The sequence below is a fragment of the Rhizobium sp. Root1212 genome, assembly GCF_001424985.1.
Classification (GTDB): Bacteria; Pseudomonadota; Alphaproteobacteria; order Rhizobiales; family Rhizobiaceae; genus Pararhizobium.
In genome coordinates, this window is record NZ_LMDA01000025.1 from 205,019 (window position 1) to 225,451 (window position 20,433).

Annotated in this window: 18 protein-coding genes; 8 read left to right on the forward strand and 10 right to left on the reverse strand. The window is 61.2% G+C overall.

Annotated elements, in window-relative coordinates:
- The first annotated feature begins 17 nt into the window (after positions 1-17).
- The 4 genes from ASC86_RS22165 to rpmG all read left to right on the forward strand — a co-directional run bounded on the left by ASC86_RS22165 (position 18) and on the right by rpmG (position 2,614).
- Positions 18-479 (forward strand): DUF983 domain-containing protein, encoded by a 462-nt coding sequence (locus ASC86_RS22165; protein ID WP_056326437.1) that lies wholly within the window; start codon positions 18-20, stop codon positions 477-479.
- Between the two features lie 59 nt (positions 480-538).
- Positions 539-1,156 (forward strand): NUDIX hydrolase, encoded by a 618-nt coding sequence (locus ASC86_RS22170; RefSeq protein ID WP_244477677.1) that lies wholly within the window; start codon positions 539-541, stop codon positions 1,154-1,156.
- 12 nt (positions 1,157-1,168) lie between these two features.
- Positions 1,169-2,353, forward strand: a complete 1,185-nt coding sequence (locus ASC86_RS22175) for an MFS transporter (RefSeq protein WP_056326441.1) — start codon at positions 1,169-1,171, stop codon at positions 2,351-2,353.
- Positions 2,354-2,446: 93 nt separating this feature from the next.
- The gene (gene rpmG / locus ASC86_RS22180; RefSeq protein WP_056326444.1) at positions 2,447-2,614 is read left to right on the forward strand and encodes a 50S ribosomal protein L33; all 168 of its coding nucleotides are present in this window, start codon (positions 2,447-2,449) and stop codon (positions 2,612-2,614) included.
- A 704-nt stretch (positions 2,615-3,318) separates the two neighbouring features.
- On the opposite strand, the gene ASC86_RS22185 is transcribed toward rpmG, so the two are convergent.
- Positions 3,319-4,680 carry a PleD family two-component system response regulator gene (locus ASC86_RS22185; RefSeq protein WP_056326446.1) on the reverse strand — a complete coding sequence of 454 codons (1,362 nt, stop codon included), beginning with the start codon at positions 4,678-4,680 and terminating at the stop codon, positions 3,319-3,321.
- Positions 4,681-4,725: 45 nt separating this feature from the next.
- Complete coding sequence (locus tag ASC86_RS22190; protein WP_056326449.1) at positions 4,726-5,097, reverse strand: response regulator; 372 nt, start codon at positions 5,095-5,097, stop codon at positions 4,726-4,728.
- Between the two features lie 165 nt (positions 5,098-5,262).
- On the opposite strand from ASC86_RS22190, the gene ASC86_RS22195 reads away from it, so the two are divergent.
- The 3 genes from ASC86_RS22195 to ASC86_RS22205 all read left to right on the forward strand — a co-directional run bounded on the left by ASC86_RS22195 (position 5,263) and on the right by ASC86_RS22205 (position 8,285).
- Entirely contained in the window at positions 5,263-5,526 is a 264-nt protein-coding gene (locus tag ASC86_RS22195; RefSeq protein WP_056326452.1) for a DUF3572 domain-containing protein, read from the forward strand.
- A 92-nt stretch (positions 5,527-5,618) separates the two neighbouring features.
- Positions 5,619-6,911, forward strand: a complete 1,293-nt coding sequence (locus ASC86_RS22200; RefSeq protein WP_056326454.1) for a DNA polymerase IV — start codon at positions 5,619-5,621, stop codon at positions 6,909-6,911.
- Between the two features lie 120 nt (positions 6,912-7,031).
- Positions 7,032-8,285 (forward strand): L,D-transpeptidase family protein, encoded by a 1,254-nt coding sequence (locus ASC86_RS22205; protein ID WP_056326457.1) that lies wholly within the window; start codon positions 7,032-7,034, stop codon positions 8,283-8,285.
- On the opposite strand, the gene dnaE is transcribed toward ASC86_RS22205, so the two are convergent.
- Complete coding sequence (gene dnaE, locus ASC86_RS22210; RefSeq protein ID WP_056326459.1) at positions 8,282-11,785, reverse strand: DNA polymerase III subunit alpha; 3,504 nt, start codon at positions 11,783-11,785, stop codon at positions 8,282-8,284. The two genes, ASC86_RS22205 and dnaE, sit on opposite strands and share 4 nt — an antisense overlap.
- Here dnaE and ASC86_RS26135 point away from each other — a divergent pair.
- On the forward strand, positions 11,705-12,079 hold the full coding sequence (locus ASC86_RS26135; protein ID WP_162245029.1) for a hypothetical protein: 375 nt from the start codon (positions 11,705-11,707) through the stop codon (positions 12,077-12,079). The genes dnaE and ASC86_RS26135 overlap by 81 nt on opposite strands.
- 211 nt (positions 12,080-12,290) lie before the next feature.
- Here the strand turns inward: ASC86_RS26135 and ASC86_RS22215 are convergent, their stop codons facing one another.
- The 7 genes from ASC86_RS22215 to ASC86_RS22245 all read right to left on the reverse strand — a co-directional run bounded on the left by ASC86_RS22215 (position 12,291) and on the right by ASC86_RS22245 (position 20,405).
- On the reverse strand, positions 12,291-13,583 hold the full coding sequence (locus tag ASC86_RS22215; RefSeq protein WP_056326461.1) for a hemolysin family protein: 1,293 nt from the start codon (positions 13,581-13,583) through the stop codon (positions 12,291-12,293).
- A 120-nt stretch (positions 13,584-13,703) separates the two neighbouring features.
- A complete protein-coding gene (locus ASC86_RS22220; protein ID WP_082510382.1) occupies positions 13,704-14,441 on the reverse strand; it encodes a FadR/GntR family transcriptional regulator in 738 nt (245 codons plus the stop codon).
- A gap of 38 nt (positions 14,442-14,479) precedes the next feature.
- A complete protein-coding gene (yjfF, locus tag ASC86_RS22225; protein ID WP_056326467.1) occupies positions 14,480-15,448 on the reverse strand; it encodes a galactofuranose ABC transporter, permease protein YjfF in 969 nt (322 codons plus the stop codon).
- Positions 15,445-16,467, reverse strand: a complete 1,023-nt coding sequence (locus ASC86_RS22230; RefSeq protein ID WP_082510394.1) for an ABC transporter permease — start codon at positions 16,465-16,467, stop codon at positions 15,445-15,447. The genes yjfF and ASC86_RS22230 overlap by 4 nt, the downstream gene beginning before the upstream one ends.
- Entirely contained in the window at positions 16,467-17,984 is a 1,518-nt protein-coding gene (gene ytfR / locus ASC86_RS22235) for a galactofuranose ABC transporter, ATP-binding protein YtfR (protein ID WP_056326590.1), read from the reverse strand. Before ytfR ends, ASC86_RS22230 begins: the two co-directional genes overlap by 1 nt.
- A gap of 220 nt (positions 17,985-18,204) precedes the next feature.
- Complete coding sequence (ytfQ, locus tag ASC86_RS22240) at positions 18,205-19,167, reverse strand: galactofuranose ABC transporter, galactofuranose-binding protein YtfQ (RefSeq protein ID WP_056326471.1); 963 nt, start codon at positions 19,165-19,167, stop codon at positions 18,205-18,207.
- A 167-nt stretch (positions 19,168-19,334) separates the two neighbouring features.
- Positions 19,335-20,405, reverse strand: a complete 1,071-nt coding sequence (locus ASC86_RS22245) for a BMP family ABC transporter substrate-binding protein (protein ID WP_056326474.1) — start codon at positions 20,403-20,405, stop codon at positions 19,335-19,337.
- Positions 20,406-20,433 lie beyond the last annotated feature (28 nt).

The following is a 20,433-nucleotide window of genomic DNA, read 5'->3' on the forward strand; positions in this document are numbered from 1 at the left end:
AAAAAGGACCAAGACCGATGCACACAGTTGAAGGCAACCACGAGACTGTTCGCTTCGAACAGGCTGACATTGCCGAGCGTCCGGTCGGGCGCTCCATCCGCCGCGGTATGCTCAACACCTGCCCGGCCTGCGGCAGCGGCCGGCTGTTCAAGAGCTTCCTCAAGACGGTCGAGACCTGCGCCGCCTGCGGCGAGCGCCTCGACCACCACCGGGCCGACGATTTTCCGCCCTATATCGTGGTGACCATCATGGGCCACCTTGTGCTCGGCGGCTTCATGGCGACGGAAATGCTGGTGCAGATGTCCAATTGGGCGCATCTCGCCATCTGGCTGCCAATCACCATCATCGGCTCGCTGGCGCTGATGCAGCCGGTCAAGGGCGGCGTCATCGGCCTGCAATGGGCGCTGCGCATGCACGGTTTTGGCGGACATGAGGATCAGCCGGAAGACGTGCTGCCGCCGCGGGACGAAACCGCGTGACGGTGCAGCCGGAAACGACCCGGAAACGGGTGCTGCGGCCGCGCGACGCGGCTTCGCTGATGCTTCTCGACCGGTCGGAGAGGCGGCCGAAGGTGCTGATGGGTCGCCGCAGCAAGGCGCATGTCTTCATGCCGAACCTGCATGTCTTTCCCGGCGGGCGGCGCGATCCGGCGGACCATCGCTTTGCGAACGGCAGTGAAATGCACCCGGAGGTCCTGAGACGCCTCCGGCTTGCCAAGGGTGAGCATTGCTCCCCGGCGCGTCTGCAGGCGCTCGCCGTCGCGGCCCTGCGCGAGCTTCAGGAAGAAGCGAACCTGATCGTCGGTAAGCCCGTCGCCGGCAGCCCGCTTGCCTTTCTTCCCGATCTCACAAACTTGCGCTATATCGCCCGTGCCGTCACACCGCCCGGACATCCGCGCCGGTTCGACACCCACTTCTTCGCGCTCTTCGCCGACGAAGCGGAAATCGATCCAGCCGATGTACGTGATAGCCAGGAGCTTGAAGACTTGCGCTGGATAGACCTCGACGACCTTTCGACGGTGCAGGTGCCGGATATCACGGCCATCGTGCTTGCCGACCTGCGCTCGGCGCTCGAGGACGACGCCTCACTTGCCTTCGACCGGCCTGTGCCGTTCTACCATACACGCCGCGGACGCCACATCCGCGACCTGCTCTGAGGATACCTCCGCATGTCACAGCCGCCGTCCGGCACGTCAGGGCCGGTTGAGGAAATCCACTGGCCATCGCTGATTGCGGCGATTGCGGCGATCACGGCTGTCGGCATTGCGATCGGGCTCGGCCTGCCGCTGCTCAGCATCATCATGGAAAAGCGCGGCATCTCGCCGACCCTGATCGGCCTCAACTCCGCGATGGCGGGGCTCGCCTCGATGGCAGCCGCCCCGCTGACGACAAAGGTTGCCCACAAATACGGTGTCGCCACTACGATGCTCTGGGCGGTGCTGTTTTCAGCCATGAGCGCGCTCGGCTTCTACTACATCACCAATTTCTGGCTCTGGTTTCCGCTGCGCGTCGTCTTCCACGGCGCCATCACGGTGCTCTTCGTGCTTTCGGAGTTCTGGATCAACGCCACGGCCCCGCCACGGCGGCGTGGCCTGGTGCTGGGGATTTACGGAACCGTTCTGTCGCTCGGCTTTGCCACCGGTCCGCTGCTGTTCTCGATCCTCGGCAGCGACGGCATCCTTCCCTTCGCCGTCGGCGCCGGAGTGATTCTCACCGCCGCCATCCCGATCTATCTCGCCCGCGGGGAAAGCCCGGTTCTCAACGAAAAGCCCGAACTGCATTTCCTGCGCTACGTCTTCCTCGTTCCGACGGCGACGGCGGCGGTCTTCGTCTTCGGCGCGGTCGAATCAGGTGGCCTTTCGCTGTTTCCGATCTACGGAACCCGCAGCGGCTTCACCGAATCGCAGGCAGCCCTGCTTTTGACGGTGATGGGCATAGGCAACGTCATCTTTCAGATTCCACTCGGCATGCTCTCAGACCATATGAAGGACCGGCGCAATCTTCTGGCGCTGATGACCGTCATAGGCCTCATCGGCGCCCTCTGTCTGCCGATGCTGACGGAAAGCTGGCTGCTGATGGCTGTCGTGCTGCTGTTCTGGGGCGGCTGCGTCTCCGGGCTTTATACGGTGGGCCTGAGCCACCTGGGCTCGCGCCTGCATGGCGCCGACCTTGCGGCCGCCAATGCCGCCTTCATCTTCTCCTACGCGGTCGGCACGGTCGCCGGCCCGCAAGCCATCGGGGCGGCCATGGATGTCGCCGGAAATCACGGTTTTGCCTGGGCGATCGCCGGATTCTTCGGTATGTATGTGCTTCTCTCGATCGTCAGGATCGTTTTCAACCCAAAACGGACTTGACTTTTCGGGCGCGATTTGTAGTTTCGCGCCAAGTTCGCCGGGCCCCCGATCGGGACCTTCCCGGCTTTGTTATTTTATAAAGGCAGGACGACCATGGCGAAAGCTGCAAAAATCAAGATCAAGCTGCTGTCGACGGCCGACACCGGTTTCTTCTACGTAACCACCAAGAACAGCCGCACGATGACCGACAAGATGACCAAGACCAAGTACGATCCGGTCGTCCGCAAGCACGTCGAATTCAAGGAAACCAAGATCAAGTAAGATCCTTGGTTGGACTGAGCCCGGTTTCGCATCGGGCCACTCCGCACAATAAGGCGCCGGCCATCAGGCCATGGGCGCCTTTTTTGTTGCCGAAAGATAGTCTTCTTTGCCGCCAATTCTCCCCAAGCGGAAGCCCAAAACAAAAACGCCACCTGCAGGGCAGATGACGTTTTCAATGGGCGTCGGCTGATCTTGGCGGCGGCACGAGGAACCGCAGTTGCCAATGATCAGCCGACAAACCCCACGACCCAGGAGATGCGGCGGACCTGAGCATCATGGGGTAATCGGTGAGAGTTGAGAGCCTCTCTTAAATATGAGGATCACCTGAAACGAAAAAAAAATCAATGAATTCTTGGCCGATTATCAGGCTTCCGGGCAAAAATAGTTAATATACACAACCGGTGGGCGTATACGGCAACCGCTCGTTTCCGGAAAATCCCGCTCGCTTGTGATGCAAGCCATTGCAAAAGCAGGGAAATCCGGCTTTTTTGACGCTCCAAAACTGCTTTATGACAACGAAGCAAGCTTCTGTTTTCATTGATTTTTTTCACGCACGCCAGAACGTCACGCGTCTCTGCGGGATCACGAGCGCTTCGGCACCTTAAATTATACGGGAAAATGCTGCCGGGGATTGATGACAATTTTTCTCGGTCGGCCTGTGGAAAACATCGCCTCGCAGAAAAACCGGCAAATTTCGCCTAAACTCAGGCCGCCGCGGCGACCACCTGGTTTCGACCGTTGCTCTTGGCCTGATAGAGCGCGTTGTCGGCCCGTTTCAGCAGTGCCTCGGGGGTGTCGCCTTGCAGGTTGAGGCTGGCTGTACCCATGGAGGCTGTAATGCCGAGCATCTTTTCCCCCAGCGAAAAAGCCTGCCCCTCGACGCTGATGCGCAAGCGCTCGGCGATGGCGGCGGCGGCATCGGCCGGGGTGTCGGGCATGATGACGACAAATTCCTCGCCGCCATAGCGGCAGGCGAGATCGGCGCCGCGCACCGTCGCCCGGAGACGCCGGGCAAACTCGCGCAGCACGATGTCGCCCGCATCATGACCATAGGTATCGTTGACGCTCTTGAAGCGGTCGATATCGGTGATGCAAACGGAAAGCGGACGGCCGCGGGCGATGGCGCGCTCGATCAGCACCTTCAGGTGATTGTCGAGATAGCGGCGATTGTGCAGCCCCGTCAGTCCGTCGGTGACGGCAAGCTCGATGGTTTCGCGGACGCTGGAGCGCAGGCGGTCGTTATAGTGCTTGCGGCGAACCTGCGTCAGGCTGCGCGCCACCAGTTCGTTCGGATCGACAGGCCGCATCAGGTAATCGGTGACGCCGAGATCGAGCGCCCGCACGATCAGCTCCTCCTGCCCCTGCTCGGCGATCAGCAGCACCGGGATATAGCGGGTGCGTTCCAGCGAGCGCAGCTGCGAGCACAGGCGCAGCGGGTCGTAATTGTCGAAATTGCCGTTGACGATGACGAGATCGAAATTGCGCTCGGCCGCCTCGAACAGCGCCGCTTGCGGATCGGACATCGCCACCACGTCGGCAATCGGCTTTAGCGAGCGGGTCAGCCGGTCCTGGGAGCCGGCGCGGCCGTCCACCAGCAGAACGCTGCCCTGTTCGTCCGGGCGCTCCGTGCGGTTCAGATCCTGCAGGCCTACACTATAGGCCGTTTCGGCGCGCAGGCGCAGTTCGTCGCTGACATTCTTCAGCCGCACGAGGCTTTTGACGCGAGACATCAACTGCAGATCGTTGACCGGCTTGGTGAGGAAATCGTCGGCGCCGGCTTTCAGGCCGCGGACCCGATCCGAAGGCTGATCCAGTGCCGTAACCATGACGACAGGGATATGGGCGGTTCGGCCGCTCGCCTTCAGGCGCTCGCAAACCTCGAATCCGTCGATGCCGGGCATCATGATGTCGAGCAGGATGAGATCGATCGGCTGGCTCTCGCAGATCGCCAGCGCCTCATAACCGTCCTTCGCCGTCAGGACATCGAAATATTCCGCCAGCAGCCGCGCTTCCAAGAGCTTCACATTGGCGGGTATGTCATCAACGACGAGGATTCGCGCGGTCATGTCTACTTCCTGTCAGTCCTTCCGGGAGGGCAAGCGGCGGCCGTCTCAGGCATCCCCCAGATAAGTCTTGATGGTATCGATGAATTTCGGCACCGAGATAGGCTTGGAAACATAGGCCTCGCACCCGCCCTGGCGGATACGCTCCTCGTCGCCCTTCATGGCAAAGGCCGTGACGGCGATGACCGGGATGACATGAAGCTCGTCGTCTTCCTTCAGCCACTTGGTCACTTCCAGGCCGGAAACCTCGGGGAGCTGGATATCCATGAGAATGAGATCGGGCCTGTGTTTTCGCGCAAGCTCCAGCGCCTCCATGCCGTTGCGGGTCTGGATCGTGGTGTATCCCGTCGCCTCGATGAGGTCGCGGAAGAGCTTCATATTCAGCTCGTTGTCTTCAACAATCATAACCTGCTTGGGCATTGGCATCCCTTGTCGCACATTCCGGCTTGAACGGTCATCTCACGAATATAAGGTGCCGTTCGCCCGGTTTCACCTTAGCCGGATTGGGAAGCTAAGGCTATTTGGTTGAAAAACCGGTAATATCAGCCGGAAAAACACCGGCAGGAAACAAAAGGTCGAAGTAGCGTGACATCACCTGACGATATTGCAATCGCCATTCTCGGTTGGCTTGCGGGCGAACCGGAACTGCTGGGCCGTTTCATGGCGATCACCGGCGCCGATGCGACGTCGCTGCGCCGCATGGCCGGCGATCCGGGCTTTATGGCCGGGCTCGTCGATTTCCTGATGTCGCATGAGCCGACGCTGCTTGCCTTCTGCACCGATAGCGGCATCAAGCCGGAAGAGGTTGTGCGCGCCCATCAGATGCTCTCCGGCCCGGTCGACTACTGATTCCGTCGCGACCTTGGATGGCGCGTCAAAAAGCCGTTTCGGTCGATCAGTTTTTACGCTAGGGTGCGGTCGTTCAACCTTTGTTCCGTGCCATGGCAGACGATCTCACCTCCTCTTCAGGCTTCTGTCGCGACTGCCTGACTGGCCAATCGGGAGATGCGCGCCGGTGCCGGTCCTGCGGCAGCCCGCGCCTGCTGCGCCATCCCGAGCTTCACCAGCTGACGCTTGCCCATATCGACTGCGACGCATTCTATGCCTCGGTGGAAAAGCGCAACAATCCCGAGCTTGTCGATAAGCCTGTCATCATCGGCGGCGGCAAGCGCGGCGTTGTTTCCACCGCCTGCTATATCGCGCGTATCCATGGCGTGCGCTCGGCCATGCCGATGTTCAAGGCGCTGGAGGCGTGTCCAGACGCTATCGTTATCAAGCCGAACATGGAAAAATATGTGGCGGTCGGAAGGCAGGTTCGGGCGATGATGCAGGATTTGACGCCGCTGGTGCAGCCGCTGTCCATCGACGAGGCCTTCCTCGAACTCAAGGGCACGGAACGGCTCCACCATGCTTCGGCGGCCTTGACGCTTGCCCGCTTCGCCCGGCGCGTCGAAAGCGAGCTTGGCATCACCGTCTCGGTCGGGCTCTCCTATTGCAAATTCCTCGCCAAGGTCGCATCCGATTTGCAGAAGCCGCGCGGCTTTTCCGTCATCGGCGAGGCGGAAGCGCTCGATTTCCTTCGGGAAAAGCCGGTGACGATGATCTGGGGCGTCGGCAAGGCCTTTGCTGCGACGCTGGAGCGCGACGGCATCCGTACCATCGGCCAGCTCCAGACGATGGAGGAAGGCGATCTGATGCGGCGCTACGGCACCATGGGGCAGCGCCTGTTCCGCCTTTCGCGCGGCCACGATGAGCGGCGGGTGGAAATCGACGGTGAAGCGAAGAGCGTTTCGGCTGAAACCACCTTCAACGACGATCTCTGCGACTATGACGATCTCGTCGTGCACCTGCGCCGTCTCAGCGAAAAGGTCAGCGCCCGTTTGCGCAAATCACAGATTGCCGGCCAGACCGTGGTGTTGAAGCTGAAGACCGCCGATTTCAAGCTGCGCACCCGCAACAGGCGGCTGGAAAGCCCGACGCAGCTCGCAGACCGCATCTTCCAAACCGGCATGCAGTTGCTCGACCGGGAAACGGACGGCACGAAATTCCGCCTGATCGGCATCGGCGTCAACGATCTCGGTGACCCCACGCTCGCAGACCCGCCCGATCTCGTCGATCGCAATGCCGGCCGGCGGGCCGCGGCCGAGGCCGCGATGAACGTGCTGCGCGACAAGTTCGGCAAGGCCAGCGTCGAAACCGGCTATACCTTCGGCAAGGGCCGGCGCGATCATTAAGCAGCACCAGCCCCACCCGGCAAAACTTCGTTAAACCCCTTTCGATAGGTTTACCTTTCACCATTCTGGTGGAGGTGCGCGCCATGCAGGCGTGCGCAGAGTAAAAACCCGGATGTCGTCATGGTTCAGCGTATCGCCTTTCGGTCCAGCCTGTTTTCCGTCGCACTCATTGCCGGCACAGCTCTGGGAAGCGGCAGCCTGCTCGCCGCCAGCGACAGGCCGCTGCAGGTCATCGTCTCGAAACAGCAGCAATCGCTGGTCGTCTATGACGGCGATACGGTGATCGCGACCTCCCATGTCTCGACCGGCAAGAAAGGGCATTCGACCCCAACCGGCATCTTCTCCATCCTGCAGAAGGCGCGGCATCATCGCTCGAATATCTATTCGGATGCGCCGATGCCCTTCATGCAGCGCCTCACCTGGTCCGGCATCGCGCTTCACGCGTCCGGTCATGTGCCGCCCTACCCCGCCTCGCACGGCTGCGTGCGCATGCCGAACGACTTTGCCAAAAGTCTGTACGGCATGACCGGGATGGGCATACACGTGCTGATCTCGGAACAGCAGGTCGCGCCGGTTCCGGTCGAGGACGACTTCCTGTTCCAGCCCCGCCCGCTTTCGCCGCCGCTGCTGTCGGATGTGGAGTTGCGCCCCTCCGTCTCGCATCTGCCGTCGCAGGCAGCGCCCGTCGAGGTCGCGATGCAGGAGCCGGTGAAACCGAAGCCGGCCGCGATGCCGGAGGGATCGCCGCTGCGCATGCTGATCACCTGGCGCGGACAGCGCGAAACGACCATGGACGTGCAGCGCCTGCTCGGCGAACTCGGTTTCGACGCCGGTATTGCCGATGGTTTTGCCGGAGTGCAGACGCTCGATGCCATCCGGGCCTTCCAGGAAAGCGAAGGCTTGGCGGCGGACCCCAGGATCACCCCGGACCTGCTCGCCCTGCTCTACAAGAAGACGAACAGGGGCACGCCGGGCAACGGCCAGATCCTCATCCGCCGCGATTTCAAGCCGATCTTCGAGGCGCCGGTCACGATCGCCGAACCGCAAAAGGCGCTGGGCACGCACTTCCTGCAATTCCACGCGCCCGACGCGGAAAGCGGACAGACCGATCGTGGTACATGGTTTGCCACCACGCTCGATAACGCGCTGCCCAAGGCCATGAAAACCCGCCTCGGCATTACCGAAGACGCCGATCCGCTCGGCGCGGCGGTGCTGACGCTCGACCGCCTCGGCCTCGATGACGATACCCGGCAGCGGATCGAGGAAATGCTGGCCGACGGCTCGTCGCTGACGATCAGCGACAGCGGGCTTGGCATGGAAACCGGCGCAGGCACCGACTTCATCACCGTCACCCATACGCCTTCTAAAGGCTAAACCAGTTCGACGTCGAGAACGCCCGGCGTGCTGCGCATCGCCGCCGCGATCTCGGCCGAAATACGGTAGCGCTCGTTCAGTTCCACCTCGATCTCGCGCTGGCCGTTGTCCTTGATGACGATGAAGGAGACGAGGCCATCGCCCTTGGTGTTGAGATGGGTCGCCACCGAGCGTAGCGGGCCGCTGTCGCGCACATAGACGCGCAATGCCTTCTGCATCTGCAGCGACCGTTCTTCCAGCGATTGCAGCGTTTGGATGCGCAGCCCGATGCCTTCGGGCCGCTCTTCCGCCTGCACCGTCATGACCAGCGACTTGCCGGGCTCCAGAAGGTCGCGGAACTGGTTGAGCGCTTCGGAAAACAGCACCGCCTCGAACTGGCCGGAGGAATCCGAAAAGGCAATGATGCCCATCTTGTTGCCGGTGCGGGTCTTGCGCTCCTGCTTGGAGGTGACGGTGCCGGCAAGACGGCCGGCGGTCGCACCCTTCTTCACGGAAGCCGCGAAATCGCCGAAGGTCTGCACCCGCATCTTGCCGAGAAGCTCGTTATAGGTATCGAGCGGATGGGCCGAGAGATAGAAGCCGAGCACCTGGAATTCCCGGTGCAGCTTTTCCGATGCCAGCCACGGGGAATAGGCGGGAAGGCCGAGCTTTTCCGGGCCGGTCGCCGCCCCTGCCCCGAACATGTCGCTCTGTCCGCTCACCTTGTTTTCCTGCGCGCGCTGCGCAAGCCCGAGGATTCGGTCAAGGCCGCCGACCAGTTCGGCGCGGTCGTAGCCGAAGCAATCGAAGGCGCCGGCGCAGATCAGGCTTTCGAAGACGCGGCGGTTGAGCAGCTTCGGATCGATTCGCAGGCAGAAATCTTCGAGGCTTTCGAAGGGTTTGTCGCCACGGACTTCGACGATATGTTCGACAGCCGCCTCCCCGACGCCCTTGATGGCGGCGAGCGAATAGAAGATGCAATTGTCGCCGGTTTCGAAGCGGCGGAACGAACTCTGCACCGAGGGCGGAACGATCTTGATACCGAGGCGGGCCGCATCCTGCCGGAAGTCGTTGACCTTGTCGGTGTTCGCCATATCGAGCGTCATCGACGCGGCCAGGAACTCGACCGGATAATGGGCTTTCAGGAACGCCGTCTGGTAGGAGACGATCGCATAAGCCGCCGCGTGGCTTTTGTTGAAGCCGTAGTTCGCGAACTTGGCAAGCAGGTCGAAGATCATGTCGGCCTGCGGCTTCGATACGCCGTTCTTCACCGCGCCATCGACGAAACGGGCGCGCTGCTTGTCCATCTCCTCCTTGATCTTCTTGCCCATGGCGCGGCGCAACAGGTCGGCCTCGCCGAGCGAATAGCCCGAGAGGACCTGGGCGATCTGCATCACCTGTTCCTGATAGACGATAACGCCCTGCGTTTCCTTGAGCAGGTAATCGATCATCGGATGGATCGATTCGATCTCTTCCTCGCCGTGCTTGCGGGCGTTGTAGACCGGGATGTTTTCCATCGGGCCGGGACGATAGAGCGCCACGAGCGCAATGATGTCTTCGATGCAGTCCGGCCGCATGCCGATCAGCGCCTTGCGCATACCGGCGCTTTCCACCTGGAACACGCCGACCGTCTCGCCGTTCGAGAGCATCTCGTAGGTCCGGGTGTCATCCAGCGGCAGCGATTCGAGCGAAACCGAAATATTACGCTTGGCGATGAAATCGACCGCCGTCTTCAGCACGGTCAGGGTTTTCAAGCCAAGGAAGTCGAATTTTACGAGACCGGCCTGCTCCACCCATTTCATGTTGAACTGGGTGACGGGCATGTCGGAGCGCGGATCGCGATACATCGGCACCAGCTGCGACAGCGGCCGGTCGCCGATGACGATGCCGGCAGCGTGGGTCGAGGCGTGGCGGTAGAGGCCTTCGATCTTCTGGGCGATATCGAGCAGCCGCCCGATGACCGGCTCCTTGTCCACCTCCTCCTGGAAGCGCGGCTCCTCCTCGATCGCCTTGGAGAGCGGCGTCGGGTTAGCCGGATTGTTCGGCACCAGCTTACAGATCTTGTCGACCTGGCCATAGGGCATCTCAAGCACGCGACCGACGTCGCGCAACGCCGCGCGCGCCTGCAGCGAACCGAAGGTGATGATCTGCGCCACCTGCTCGCGCCCATATTTGCGCTGCACGTAGCGGATCACCTCTTCGCGGCGATCCTGGCAGAAGTCGATGTCGAAGTCCGGCATCGAGACGCGTTCCGGATTGAGGAAGCGCTCGAACAGCAGCGAGAAGCGCAGCGGATCGACGTCGGTGATCGTCAGCGCATAGGCGACGAGCGAGCCCGCACCCGAACCGCGGCCCGGCCCGACCGGGATGTCATGCTGCTTGGCCCATTTGATGAAGTCCGCGACGATCAGGAAATAGCCCGGAAACTTCATGCGCTCGATGACGCCGAGTTCGAATTCAAGCCGCTCGCGATAATCCTGTTCCGTATAACCGGCCGAAATGCCGAGGGTCTGGATGCGTGCCTCCAGCCCTTCCTGGGCCTGACGGCGCAATTCCTGCGATTCGGCGCGCTCTGCCTCCTGCGGATCGTCGGTCGCGCCGGTGAAGCGCGGCAGGATCGGCCCGCGGGTCTTGAGTACGAAGGAGCAGCGACGGGCGATCTCGACCGAGTTTTCCAGCGCCTCCGGCAGGTCCTTGAACAGCGCCGCCATGTCCTTGCGGCTCTTCAGGTAGTGATCCGGCGTCAGCCGGAAGCGGCTGTCGTCGGAGACCATGGCGTTGTGGGCGACGGCCATCAGCGCGTCGTGGGCATCATAATCGTCCGGCGTCGGGAAGAACGGTTCGTTCGTCGCCACCAGCGGCAGATCGAGCTTGTAGGCAAGTTCAATCATCCGGCTCTCATGCCGGCGATCGTAGCGGCCGTGGCGCTGCAGCTCGACATAGAGCCGATCACCGAAAATGCCGGAAAGCGCTTTCAGCCGCGCCTCGGCCACAGCCGCGTGGCCGGAGCGCAAGGCCATGTCGATGGGGCCGCTTGCGGCGCCCGTCAGCGCGATCAGGCCATCGGCGCCGCCCTCGCTGAGCCAGGAAAGCGATATGCGCACCGCCTGCCCGCTCTCACCATCGAGATAGGCACGGCTGACGAGATTGACGAGATTGACGTAGCCGCGATCGTTTGAGGCGATCAGCACGACCGACGGCAGCTTCGCCAGATGTTGGGCATGGCCGCGTTTTTCGCCTTCGCCCTCATCCTCCATGTCGATCGATAGCTGGCAGCCGATCAGCGGCTGCAGGCCGTCATCCATAGATTTCAGCGAAAATTCGAGTGCGGCGAAGAGATTATTGGTGTCGGCGATGCCGATCGCCGGCTGCCCGTCGGCCACGGCCTTGCCGATGATCTTCTTGAGCGGAAGCGCGCCTTCGAGCAGCGAGTAGGCGGAGTGAACCCGAAGATGCACGAAGAGAGGATCGCCTCCCTCGCCGGCTCCAACCTGCTGATCACCTTTTGCCGCTTCCGCCATGACACGCCTCGATTCCAATCATCGAAAACGGTATCCCGCTTCGGGCTGACGATGTCCACTTTTCATGGCCATCGGCCGGAAATTTTCCGTATCCATGAAAATTGTCCACAGCGAACCAACGGTACGGCGTGCCCGTTACATGCCCATGATCAGGATGGAGAAGCTGGCGATGAACATCATCATGGAGGTGAATGCGGCGAGATCACGAAGAAAATCGGTCATGTCATTGCTCCTTTTCTGTATATGTTTTTAATTTGTTCTATTTTTGTTCACTCGTCAAGCAGGAAAACCTGATGTGCGGAGGACGCGGCGGTACGGTGGTAAACAAAATACTACCGCCGGGCATGCGGCGGCAACGCATTGCGGGAGACGCAACGACGTTCATGAATCGTTAACCTTATTGTAGGAAGCTTTAGCCAGTGACGCTGACTACGGATGAACTAGCAGCGCTTGCATCTACCAGACAAGGCCGGGAAGCGCTCCCGGCCTTTTCTCGTTTTTGCACTCAATCGGCGGACACGACCTTCGAGACGAGGATCTTGTCGATGCGGCGGCCATCCATGTCGATGACCTCGAAGCGATAGCCGTGGGCTTCGGTGATATCGCCCTCTTCGGGCGTCTTGCGCAGTTCCTGAACGAGGAAGCCGGCGATGGTTTCGTAGCTGCCGTCATCGGCATCCATCTCGTCGATGCCGATCGTCAGGTTGATTTCATCGATCGGCGTGCGGCCGTCGACGAGCCAGGAGCCGTCCTCGCGCTGGCGGATCAGCACGTGCTCGACATCGTCATAGTTCGACGGCAGCACGCCGACGATCGCTTCGAGGATATCGGCGATGGTGATGATGCCTTCGATGCTGCCGTATTCATCGACGATCATCGCCATGTTGATGCGCGAGGTCTTGAAGGCATCGAGCGCTTTCAGGCACGAGGCGGTTTCGGGCAGCGTGTGGATGTCCTTGAGGAAATCACGGACATGAAAGGCGCCGCCGCGCACCTGCGCGTTCAGCACTTCCTTGACCAGCACGGCACCCAGCACCTCGCCCGTCGAGGTCTCCATGACCGGGTAGCGGGAATGGGCCGACTGGGACACCTTGGCGCGGACGGCTTCGAAGTTGTCATCGATGTCGATGAAGGCGACCTCGGTGCGGTGGGTCATGATCGATTTGACGTTGCGGTCGCCGAGGCGGATGATTCGCCGCAGCATCTCGTGCTCGGATTTCTCGATGGCGCCGCTTTCGACGCCCTCGGCCATGATCGCCTGAACCTCTTCTTCCGTCACCTTGTCGCTGTCGTCGCTGGCACCGAAAATCTTCAGGACGAGGCCGGCCGACATTTCGAAGAGATAGACGACGGGGGCTACAAGCTTCGACAGGAGCGACATCGGGCCGGCGACGAACATTGCGACGGCTTCGGAATTCTTCAGCGCCAGCTGCTTGGGGATAAGCTCACCGATCACGACGGAAAGATAGGTGATGAAGGTGACGACGACGGCAACGGCAACCGTGCTGCCATAGGGGTTGATCCAGCCGATGCCGTTCAGGACCGGTGCCAGCTTGTCGGCGATGGTGGCGCCGCCATAGGCGCCGGCCAGCGTGCCCACGAGGGTGATGCCGACCTGGACGGTGGACAGGAACTTGCCGGGGTCCTCGGCGAGCTTCAGCGCCCGTTCCGCCCGGATATTTCCCTGGCGGGCCATTTGCCGGAGCATGGGCCGGCTTGCCGATACGATTGCCATTTCAGACAGCGCAAAAAATGCATTGATCAAAAGAAGAATGAAAATGACAATAAGTTCGGCCATAGCCCTCAAGCACCGTTGAAACTCAGCGCGAACCTCAAGGTTGCGCCATGCGATGTTTCACCAGATAGGCGGATCGGGCAAAAACGGCAAGCCGGCCAATGGCGATTTACGGCTTCGGGATCAAGAAGGCCGGCCCGCCTTTGCATCATTTTCACGGAAGGCGCCCTGCACACGCTCGCGACCGACGCGGATGACCAGCTCCATGGCCGCGCGGGCGCCCGGCTCGTCGCGGCGGCTGATCTGCTCGACGATGCGGATGTGGGTGCGCGAGATTTCGGTGATCCCGCTCTTGTCCTCGACCGGGGAGCTGAGCTTGAAGACACCGACAAGGGCCGCCTCGATCAGGCCGCCGACGGTGCGCATAAAAGGATTGCCGGAGGCTTCGAGCACGGCGAGATGAAACTTGAGGTCGGCAATCGCCAGCGTTTCGGCGCTGTGGTTTTCGTCACCCATGGCAACCGCAAGCCGCATCATGTTGCTGATTTCCGATTCGGTCGCATTGCGGGCAGCGAGTGCTGCGGCATGCGGCTCGAAGGCGAGACGGATTTCGCTGAGGTGATAGAGGAAATCCTCATCGATGCCGCCATTGAAATGCCAGGTGAGGATGTCGTTGTCGAACAGGTTCCACTGGCTCCTGTCGGTGACGCGGGTGCCGATGCGGGCGCGCGGCACGATCAGCCCCTTGGCGGCCAGGGTCTTCATCGCCTCGCGCAACACCGTGCGCGACACCTTGAAGCGCAACGCTAGGTCGTTGTCCCCCGGCAGGATGGAGCCGACCGGGAACTTGCCGGAAACGATTTCCTTACCAAGCTCCTCGACAACTTGCGCATGACTGGTGCGCGTATTGGCACCCGTCATCACCTTTTCCAACAATCCCCTACGCAATCACGTCCCCCTTACGCATAACCTCTGCTGCGCCGCGACAAGAACATGATCGCTTTCTGCATCAGAATGAACGCAAATAACAAACCACCGATCAGTATCTTCGTCCACCAACTCGACAGCGAACCGTCGAAGGTGATGTAGGTCTGGATAATGCCTTGAATCAGCACGCCGACGAGCGTTCCTCCGACAAACCCGGCTCCCCCCGTCAGCAGCGTTCCCCCGATCACCACCGCGGCAATGGCATCCAGCTCCACGCCAACGGTCGCGAGCGAATAACCTGCTGAGGTGTAAAGGGAATAAACGATTCCGGAAAGCCCTGCGAGGAAGCCGGAGAGCGCATATATTAGAATTGTCGTGCGCGCCACCGGCACGCCCATCAGCATCGCCGTCTGGGTGCCGCCGCCGAGCGCATAAACATTGGTGCCGAATCGGGTTCGCTGCGCAATCACGATGCCCGCGAGAAACACCAGAAGCATCAGCCCGCCGATCAGGGTGATGCGTCCGCCGCCCGGCAGCTTGTAGTAGAAACTTTTCAGCGTTGCGTAGAACGGATGGCGGACGGGGATCGAATCGATCGACAGGACGAAGGCCATGCCGCGGGCCAGAAACATGCCGGCAAGCGTAACGATGAAGGCCGGCATTTCGAGATAGTGGATGATCGCGCCCATCAGCGCACCGAAGGCGGTGGTGATGAGAAGCGCGAGCGCGAAGGCGATCAGCGGATGCAGGCTGGTGGTCTCCATCAGAACCGCCAGGAAAACGCCGGTGAAGGCGATCACCGAGCCGATCGACAGATCGATGCCGCCAGACAGGATGACGAAGGTCATGCCGACCGCTGCAATGCCGAGAAAGGCATTGTCGGTCAGAAGGTTGCCGATCACGCGGGTCGACAGCATGTTGGGATATTGCAGCACGCAAAGCGCATAGGAGGCGACGAAGATCACGATCGTTGCGATCAGGGGGAGGTATTTCTGGTTCATCGCGCCGTTTGCTCCACGTCACGCTTGCGGGCCGACCTTGCAGTCAGGAAGGTCAGGGCGGCCTGTACTTTCGGAGACTGGATGACGAGAATGACGACGATGATCGCCGCCTTGATGATCAGGTTGAACTCCGGCGGAAAGCCGGAAAGCAGGATGCCGGTGTTGACGGCCTGAATGACCATGGCGCCGATCAGCGAAGCGATAATGCTGAAACGGCCGCCGAGTAGCGAATTACCGCCGACAACGACCGCCAAGATGGCATCGAGTTCCAGCCAGAGGCCGGCATTGTTGGCGTCCGCACCCTTGATATCGGCGGCGGCGATGATGCCGGCAATCGCCGCGCAAAGGCCGGACAGCATATAGGCCGCCATCAGCAGAACCGGGGTCTGGATGCCGGAAAGAGTGCTCGCCCGGCGGTTAATGCCGATCGCCTCGATCAGCAGCCCGAGCGCCGTGCGCCGCAGGAGAACGGCGACCGCGATGCCGAAGACCAGCCAGATAATGACCGGCATCGGCAGGGCGGCGAACGAGCCGCTGCCGATGAAGATCAGGCCGGGATCGTTGAAGGTGAGGATCGCGCCTTCTGTGATGAGCTGCGCGATGCCGCGTCCCGCCACCATCAGCACCAGCGTCGCCACGATCGGCTGGATATTGAGCACGGAGACGAGGAAACCGTTCCAGACACCGCAGATGAGCCCGACGCCGAGGGTCAGCAGCAAGGTCAAGATGAGCGGATCGCCGTTGACGCTCGACGAGGCCGCAACGGCGCCGCAGATCGCCATGACGGCGCCGACAGAAAGGTCGATACCCCTGGTGGCGATCACCACCGTCATGCCGATGGCCAGAAGCGCAACCGGTGCGCCGCGGTTCAGCACATCGATCACGCTGCCATAGAGGCGGCCGTTCTGGAATTCGATCGCGAAGAAGGCCGGAAACACGAGGCGAATCAACGCCAGGATGATGATCAGGGCCACGATCTGCGGCATCAGCCGCGCAAGAAGGCGTCGTGCGCTTTCCATCATTGAATTCCCTTTTCGCCGCTGCCGGCGATCGCATTGACGATATTCTGGGTGGTGATGTCGCCGCCAGTCAGTTCGGCAACATGCTCCCTGTCCCGCAGCACAAGAACGCGCGAACTGTAAGCCACCAGTTCCTGAAGTTCTGAGGAAATGACGAGAAGCGACATGCCCTCGGCACACAATTCCTCGATCAGCCGGATGATTTCGGCATGGGCGCCGACATCGATGCCGCGGGTCGGCTCGTCGAGGATGAGGAATTGCGGATTGGTTGCCAACCAGCGGGCGAGGATCGCCTTCTGCTGGTTGCCGCCGGAGAGCAATTTGATCGGCTTTTCGCGATCCGTGGTGCGGATATCGAGTGCCTTGATGTAACGATCGGCAAGCGAGACCTGCTCGGCGCGGGACAAGGGCCGCGCCCAGCCCTGCCGAGCCTGCAGCGCCAGCGCGATGTTTTCGCGGATCGACAGATCGCCGATGATACCGTCGAGCTTGCGGTCTTCCGGACAGAAGCCGAAGCCTTCGGCGACCGCCGACCGTGGCGAGCCGAGCGAAATCACCCGCCCCTCGACCTCGGCCGCCCCGCTATCGGCCCTGTCGGCGCCGAAGAGCAGCTCAGCGGTTTCCGTGCGGCCGGAGCCGAGAAGCCCGGCCATGCCGACCACTTCGCCCTTTCGCACCGAAAGATCGAAGGGCTTGATCTTGCCGGCCTTGCCGAAATTCCTGAACTGGAAACGGATGTCGCCAGCCTCTTTATGTTGATCGCGGCTTTCCTTTTCGGTCTCCAGCAGCTCGTGGCCGAGCATCATGGTTACCAGTTCCTTACGCTGTAACGACACCGTATCGCGCGTTGCGATGTATCGGCCGTTGCGCAGCACGGTGATGCGGTCGGAGAGATCGTAAACCTGTTCAAGGAAGTGCGTGATGAAGACGACACCGAGCCCCTTGGCCGTCAGGCCCCGGATAATGCGGAAGAGCATATCGACTTCCTGCGCATCGAGGCTGGCGGTCGGCTCGTCGAGGATCAGCACCTTGCCGGAAAGATCGACGGCGCGGGCGATCGCCACCACCTGCTGCACGGCGACGGAATAGCTGTCGAGGGCGCGGGAGACATTGACATCCATGCCGTAATCGGCCAGTAGCGCGCTTGCCCGGCGGTTCATTTCCCGGATATTGACGAGGCCGAAACGCTTGGGCTGGCGCCCGAGAAACAGGTTTTCCGCCACGCTCAGATTTCCGAGCAGGTTGACCTCCTGATAGACGGTGCCGATCCCGAGCGATTGCGCATCGAGCGTGTCGCGCGGATCGATCTCGACGCCATCGAGGGTGAGCGAGCCGCCGTCGCGACGATAGGCGCCGGTCATGCACTTGATCAGCGTCGACTTTCCCGCGCCGTTTTCGCCCAGCAGCGCATGCACCTCGCCGCGCCGCAGGGAAAAATCGACGTGATCCAGCGCGATAGCGCCGGGAAAGCGCTTGACGATGCCTGTGGCGGTGAGAATGTCTTTGTTTTCAATCATTCGGGCAGCCATGAAGGGCAATTGGTTAGCAACTGCGAACCATTCAGAGGATATAGCCACCCTCCCCCTCCGTCATCCTTGGGTTTGCCCCGAGGATCTTCCAGCCCGCCCTCATAAGGGGAGAAGCTGAAAGATGCTCGGGACAAGCCCGAGCATGACGAAGAGAGAGCACTGGCTTCGCCAACAGTCTGGGCGCCGCGCTGCGGCGTCCTTCCCTGACTTAGTAGCCGAGGCCCTTCTTGGCTTCGTAGACCTTCTGCGGATCATCAGCCTGCGTGTAGAGCTTCGATTCCGTCTGAATCCACTTCGGCGGCTCTTTCTTGTCCTTGAGGTAGGCGTCGAGCGCGTCGAGCGCCGGGCCAGCCATGTCGGGGGTCAGTTCGACCGTCGCATTGGCTTCGCCGGCGGCCATGGCCTGGAAGATGTCCGGCACGGCGTCGATCGAGACGACGAGAATATCGGTACCCGGCTTCAGGCCGGCTTCCTTGATCGCCTGAATGGCGCCCACTGCCATGTCGTCGTTATGGGCGTAAAGCGCGCAGATATTCTTGCCGCCGTCCTCGGCCTTCAGGAAGCTTTCCATCACTTCTTTACCCTTGGTGCGGGTGAAGTCGCCGGTCTGGCTGCGGATGATCTTCAGGTTGTCATGGCCTTTCAGAGCTTCCTCGAAACCCTTCTTGCGATCGATAGCCGGCGAAGAACCTGTCGTGCCCTGCAGCTCGACGACGTTGCACGGCTTGCCGGCGACCGTATCGACCAGCCACTTGCCGGCGACATTGCCTTCATGGACGAGGTCCGAGGTGACGGCCGTGAGGTAAAGATCCTTGGACGAATCGACGGTGCGGTCGAGCAGGATGACCGGAATTTGGGCATCCTTGGCTTCGGTCAGCACTTCATCCCAGCCGGTGGCGACGACCGGTGCAACGAGGATCGCATCGACGCCCTGGGCGATGAAGGAGCGCAGCGCCTTGATCTGGTTTTCCTGCTTCTGCTGGGCATCGGCGAATTTCAGGTCGATGCCGCGCTTTTCGGCCTGCTGCTTGGTCAGCGTGGTTTCGGCGGCGCGCCAGCCGGACTCAGAACCGATCTGCGAAAAGCCGATCGTCAGGTCTGCGGCAGAGGCCGAACCGAACATGCAGGCAGCAAGGATCGTGGCACTCGCCAGTGCGTTTTTCAATTTCATGATGTCCTCCCAATGAAAACTGCTCCTCAGCAGTGCGATTAAAAAATCATACTATATTATTTATGTAAACGGCTATTTGTGGCTTCCGCTTAAAATTTTCGAGGGCCGGAAACGCAAAAGGGGCAGCCTCACGGCCACCCCTTCCATCACGCAAAAGGTTGAAAAGCTTATTGCGGCAGTTTGTCGTCGACGCCTTCGACATAGAAGTTCATGCCGAGCAGCGTGCCATCATCCGAGGATACGCCGGCGGCCAGCCATTCGCTGCCGTCCTGCTTCTTCAGCGGGCCGGTGAAGGGCTTCAGTTCGCCGGACTTGATCTTGGCTTCGGTTTCCTCGGCCATCTTCTTCACGTCGTCGGGCATGTTGGTATAGGGCGCCATCTTCAGGATGCCGTCCTTCAGGCCGTCCCAGCTGGAAGCGGTTTCCCACTTGCCGTCGAGGAGGAGCTGGGTGCGCTTGATGTAGTAGGTGCCCCAGGTGTCGACGATCGCCGTCAGCTGGGTTTCCGGGCCGGCCTTGATCATGTCGGAAGCCTGGCCGAAGGCCTTGGCGCCGCGCTCGGCGGCAACCTGCATCGGCGCCGTCGTATCGGTGTGCTGGGTGAGGATATCAACGCCCTGGTCGATCAGCGCCTTGGCGGCATCGGCTTCCTTACCGGGGTCGAACCAGGTGTTGGCCCACACGACCTTGATCTTGAAATCCGGGTTGACCGAGCGCGCGCCGACGACGAAGGCATTGATGCCCATCACCACTTCCGGGATCGGGAAGGAGGCGATGTAACCGGCAACGCCCGTCTTGGAGACTTTGGCTGCGATCTGGCCCTGAATGTAGCGGCCTTCATAGAAGCGGCTGTTGTAGTTGGCCAGATTTGGGCCGCTCTTGTAGCCGGTGGCGTGCTCGAACTTCACGTCCGGGAACTTTTCGGCGATCTTGACGGTCGCGTCCATGAAGCCGAACGAGGTCGAGAAGATGAGGTTGCAGCCGGAACGGGCGAGACGCTCGAGCGCACGCTCGGCATCCGGGCCTTCCGGAACGTTTTCGAGGAACTGGGTCTCGATCTTGTCGCCAAGGGCCTTTTCCAGATCCAGACGACCGAGGTCGTGAGCCTGGCTATAGCCGCCGTCGGTGTGGGAACCGACATACATGAAGCAGATCTTGGCCTTGTCCTGGGCGCTGGCGGCAGCGGTGAAGCCGAGCACGGCAACAGTCGATGCAAGCGCGAAAAGAAGTTTTTTCATTTTTACCCCTGTGGTTTGGTTTTGAAGT

Coding starts and splice junctions, on each gene's coding strand:
- yjfF (WP_056326467.1), bottom strand. CDS start 15,448: ATGAACCAGAAATACCTCCCCCTGATCGCAACGATCGTGATCTTCGTC.
- ASC86_RS22220 (WP_082510382.1), bottom strand. CDS start 14,441: ATGACGGGTGCCAATACGCGCACCAGTCATGCGCAAGTTGTCGAGGAG.
- rpmG (WP_056326444.1), top strand. CDS start 2,447: ATGGCGAAAGCTGCAAAAATCAAGATCAAGCTGCTGTCGACGGCCGAC.
- ytfR (WP_056326590.1), bottom strand. CDS start 17,984: ATGATTGAAAACAAAGACATTCTCACCGCCACAGGCATCGTCAAGCGC.
- ASC86_RS22215 (WP_056326461.1), bottom strand. CDS start 13,583: ATGGCCGAACTTATTGTCATTTTCATTCTTCTTTTGATCAATGCATTT.
- ASC86_RS22190 (WP_056326449.1), bottom strand. CDS start 5,097: ATGCCCAAGCAGGTTATGATTGTTGAAGACAACGAGCTGAATATGAAG.
- ASC86_RS22245 (WP_056326474.1), bottom strand. CDS start 20,405: ATGAAAAAACTTCTTTTCGCGCTTGCATCGACTGTTGCCGTGCTCGGC.
- ytfQ (WP_056326471.1), bottom strand. CDS start 19,167: ATGAAATTGAAAAACGCACTGGCGAGTGCCACGATCCTTGCTGCCTGC.
- ASC86_RS22175 (WP_056326441.1), top strand. CDS start 1,169: ATGTCACAGCCGCCGTCCGGCACGTCAGGGCCGGTTGAGGAAATCCAC.
- ASC86_RS22165 (WP_056326437.1), top strand. CDS start 18: ATGCACACAGTTGAAGGCAACCACGAGACTGTTCGCTTCGAACAGGCT.
- dnaE (WP_056326459.1), bottom strand. CDS start 11,785: ATGGCGGAAGCGGCAAAAGGTGATCAGCAGGTTGGAGCCGGCGAGGGA.
- ASC86_RS22185 (WP_056326446.1), bottom strand. CDS start 4,680: ATGACCGCGCGAATCCTCGTCGTTGATGACATACCCGCCAATGTGAAG.
- ASC86_RS22205 (WP_056326457.1), top strand. CDS start 7,032: ATGGTTCAGCGTATCGCCTTTCGGTCCAGCCTGTTTTCCGTCGCACTC.
- ASC86_RS22200 (WP_056326454.1), top strand. CDS start 5,619: ATGGCAGACGATCTCACCTCCTCTTCAGGCTTCTGTCGCGACTGCCTG.
- ASC86_RS22230 (WP_082510394.1), bottom strand. CDS start 16,467: ATGGAAAGCGCACGACGCCTTCTTGCGCGGCTGATGCCGCAGATCGTG.
- ASC86_RS22170 (WP_244477677.1), top strand. CDS start 539: ATGCTTCTCGACCGGTCGGAGAGGCGGCCGAAGGTGCTGATGGGTCGC.